1 protein-coding gene is annotated in these 4,559 nt (G+C 60.7%); it reads left to right on the top strand.

The features are described 5' to 3' along the window. On the top strand, window positions 1-4,559 hold a 4,559-nt coding region (locus DBR46_RS30255), incomplete at both ends, for an Ig-like domain-containing protein (protein WP_256659392.1).

The raw sequence follows: 4,559 nt of genomic DNA on the forward strand, positions 1-4,559 counted from the left end.
GGCAACCAGCTGCCGAAAATCGACCTGACCGTCACCGATCCAGAAGGCCTGAACTCCAACGGTTCCGACCAGCCAGTGGTCAACCTGCACAACGACGCGCCGGTGATCGAAATTGCGGCAAACACCATTGTTGAGGACACTGCCAGCGAAGGCACCGTCGCCGGCACGTTCGTTGCGAAAGACGAAGAAACCCCACGCGACGGCCTGACCATCAGCTTCACGCCAGGCAGCAACACGCAGGGCTACTACACCATCTCCGGCAACAACGTAGTGCTGACCAAGGCAGGCGCCGACTTCGTCAACGCCGGCAACCAGCTGCCAAAAATCGACCTGACCGTCACCGACCCACAAGGCCTGCACTCCAACGGCACCGGCCAACCGACCGTCACCCTGGTCGACGACACCCCAACCGCCATCGACAACCACATCGAAGGCAACGAAGACACCCCAATCGAACTGACTTGGGCGACCTTCGGCGTTCAGGATGAAGACACCACCAGCCCAGGCGTGGTGTTCACCAGCCTGCCGGCCGGTTCCATCGAATACAAAGTCGACGGCGAGTGGGTCAAGCTCACCACGGCCGACCTGAAAACCGACACCTCGGCAGGCAAGGTCTTCACCCAGGCTGACTTCGATGCGCACAACGTGCGTTACAGCCCGGCTGAGAACGAATCCGGCGATAGCAGCTTCGGCGACACCGGCGTGGGCAACAAGCAAGGTGACTACACCGAGCTGAAGTTCCAGGCCACCGACGGCAACACCTACAGCGACACCAAAACCATTACCGTGGATATCCACCCGGTGACGGATGTGCCGGTGCTGACCATCGGCCAAGTGCCAACCGGTTTGACCATTCAAACCTGGACCGGCGGCAACCTGCCGGGTGCCCTGGGCACCAACGGCCAAGGCGTGACCGACTCCAACACCCTGATCAAAGTGATCAACGGCCAAGCCGCCGGTAGCGCAGCCACCACGGGCGTGACCAGCGATGTGAACAACGGCAACGTGGCCGAAGGCACCGCGACCAAAGTGTCCGGCCTGGTTTACCTGGAAGCGGGCAAGAGCTACACCTTCACCGGTACAGCCGACGACAGCCTGGCAATCACCGTGGGCGGCAAGCTGGTTGCTTCCGAGACCTGGAGCCAAGGCAGCGGCATTAACGGGTCGGCCTTCACGCCGAGCGAGTCGGGTTACTACACCCTCGACATCTACCACTACAACCAGAACGGCCCAGGCAACTACAACGTCAACGTGTCGGTCAACAGCGGCCCGTCGGTATCGCTGGGCAGCAGCGGCGTGCAGATCTATACCAGTATCGAAGCGTTGAAAGACGCCGGCATGGTGCTGGGCGATAGCCACGTGGTGAATGGCGAAGGCTATTACACCGGCAACGTCTACAACCACGGCCTGGAAGACACCGCGATCAAGCTCGCGCCGATTGACGTCAAGTTTGTCGACACCGACGGCTCGGAATCCCACAAGGTCGAAATCAGCGGCCTGCCGGAAGGCACCGTGCTGACCGACGGCACCCATACCATCACCTCGACCGGCGCAAACACGCTGTACGACGTGAGCACCTGGAACCTGGGCACCCTGAGCGTTACCCCGTTCAAGGACTCGACCGCCAGCTTCGACCTGACCGTAAAAGCCACGGCCAAAGAGCTGAGCACCGGCGTTGAAGAAGTCACCACCGGCAAGATCAGCGTGGTGGTCACTGCGGTCAACGACGCCCCGGTACTGGGCAACGAATCCACCAACGCGTTCGGCGACACCTACATCGAAGGCAAGCCAGGCGGCTACGTCGCGGCGAACCTGACCATCACCGACGTCGACAACACCACCCTGCAAAGCGCCAAGGTCACGCTGGTCAACCACCTGACCGATGACGTGCTGATCGCGGATGTAAGCAACACCAAGATCACCGTCAGCTACGACAAGACCACCGGTGTGCTGACCCTGTCCGGTGAAGCGACCAAGGCTGAATACCAGGAAGTCCTGCGCTCGGTGCACTTCGCCAGCGAAAGCGAAGACCCAAGCCCGGTCAACCGCAACCTGACCATCACCGTGAACGACGGCCAGGCGGATTCGGCGCCAGTGACCTCCGTGATCTACGTGGTGCCGGTCAACGATGCGCCTGTTGTCAGCTTCGAGAGCACCAAGTTCGTCGAGCAAAAAGGCGCGGTGGCACTGGTTGAAAAACTGAGCATCACCGACGTCGACAACCAAACCTTCAGCAAAGTGGTGGTAACCGTTGATCACCTGGTGTCTGGTGACCTGCTCACCAACGCCGACGTGCTCAAGGCCCTCGCCGTTGCCGGGATCACCATCACCGAAAGCGGCAGCGCCGCCGATGGCAAGATCGTCTACACCCTGACCAGCAACTTGCCGGCCGGCAGCAGCGCCGCCGACTTCATCAAGCTGGTTGAAGCGATCACCTTCCAGGCTCCGGGCAACAACCCGGCCGGTACTGATCGCACCGTGAGCATCGCTGTTACCGATAACGGTGGCGGCAACCTCGACCGTGAGCCGCCAGAAACCAGCACCGCGAATGGCAAGGTCACTGTCGAACTGTTCAACGATGCTCCGACTGCAACCGGTAGCTCTGCAGGCGCCGATGAAGACCACGCGGCCACGATCGTACTGAGTGGCGCCGATGTGGATGGCAAGGTTGCCAACTTCGTCATCACCTCCCTGCCGGAGAACGGCAAGCTGTACAGCGACGCAAGCATGACCACCGAACTCAAGGTCGGTGACTCGGTGCCTGCGGGCGCTGACGGCAAGGCGTTGGTCTACTTCAACCCAACGGCTGACTGGAGCGGCACAACGTCGGTCACCTTCACGGCGGTCGACAATGGCGGTAAAGCCAGCGACGTGACCACTGCGCCAGTGACCATTGCACCGGTCACCGACACCCCGCACCTGGGCCTGCTCGGTGGCGGCGTCGTCAGCGCGATCAACTTCGACAGCGCGAACCTCAACGGTTCGTGGGGCACCGTCGCCGTCGGCAATGCCAACAACGCAGCCGGCACCGGTCCTGCTACCCAGTGGATGACTGGCAACAGCGACGGCAAGGTTGAAATCGGCCAAAGCAGCATCTACGGCGTCGAGACTCCGGGCAACAGCCAGGTCATCGAGCTGGAGAAAAACGCCGGCGACGACTCCAGCCTGTACACCATCATCAAGGCTGAAAGCGGCACCGCATACAGCATCTCGGTTGATTACTCGCCGCGTCTCGGTCACGAGAACGATTCGGTGATCGACGTATTCTGGGGCGGCGTCAAAGTCGGCACCCTGGACACCACCGTTGTTGGCATGAAGACCTACACCTTCGTGGTGCCGGTCACTGCCGACGGTGATGCCAAGCTCGAATTCAAGGCCCCGGCCGGCGATACCAACAACTCCTACGGCGGCGTGCTGGACAACATCAGCGTGACCCAGGTGCTGAACACCGGCCTGGAAGACCACGCGATCAAGTTGTCGGCGATTGACGCCTACGCCACCGACAAGGACGGCTCCGAGACGCTCAAGCTGGAAATCAGCGGCATTCCGGCAGGCGCGACCATTTCTGATGGCGCGGGCCACACCTTTACCGCGACGGCTGGCAATCAAAGCGTCGACATCAGCGACTGGAGCCGAGCCACCCTGGTCTACAACCCGGTGGCAAACGCCTACGGCGTGGTAAACCTGACCGTGACCGCTACTGCGCAGGATGGCGCTGCGGCGTCTAAGTCCGAGTCGATCACGCTGCCGATCAACGTGATTTCGGTCAACGACCTGCCCGTCATCGAAGTGGTCGCCAACGCCCTGGTGGAAGGCCAAGTAGCGGAAGGCACCGTTGCCGGTAACTTCACCGTCAGCGATGTGGAAACCCCGGTTGCCCAGCTGAAAGTCACCTTCACCGGCGACAGCAACAAAGATGGCTACTACACCCTCGTTGGCAATGCCGTGGTGCTGACCCTGGCGGGTGCGAACTTCGTCAACGCCGGCAACAAGCTGCCAGCGATTGATCTGACCGTGACCGATGCCGATAAAGGCAGCGCGCACGATGCGGCTACGCCGGATGTGACGTTGGTTAACGACGTGCCGGTGATCACTGTTGCTCCGGCTACGATTGAAGAGAACTCGGCTGCTGTAGGTACTGTTGCTGGTACTTTCACAGCGACTGACGAAGAGACTCCACGTTCGGGTCTGACCATCACCTTCACTCCGGGCACTAACGACGCTGGCTACTACGCCATCGACGGCAACAATGTTGTGCTGACCAAGGCAGGTGCGGACTTCGTCAACGCTGGCAACCAGCTGCCGAAGATCGACCTGACTGTTACCGATCCAGCGGGCGCGCATTCGAATGGCGAAGGCCAGCCGACTGTCAACCTGCATAACGATGTGCCGGTGATCACTGTTACAGCGAACACCCTGGAAGAAAACTCAGCCGCTGAGGGCACTGTCGCCGGTACTTTCGTTGCTAATGACGAAGAAACCTCACGCGATAACTTGACTATAAGCTTCACTCCAGGCTCCAACGCTGCTGGTTACTACGCCATCGAAGGCAACAACGT

This window comes from Pseudomonas sp. KBW05 (assembly GCF_003852405.1).
Lineage (GTDB): Bacteria > Pseudomonadota > Gammaproteobacteria > Pseudomonadales > Pseudomonadaceae > Aquipseudomonas.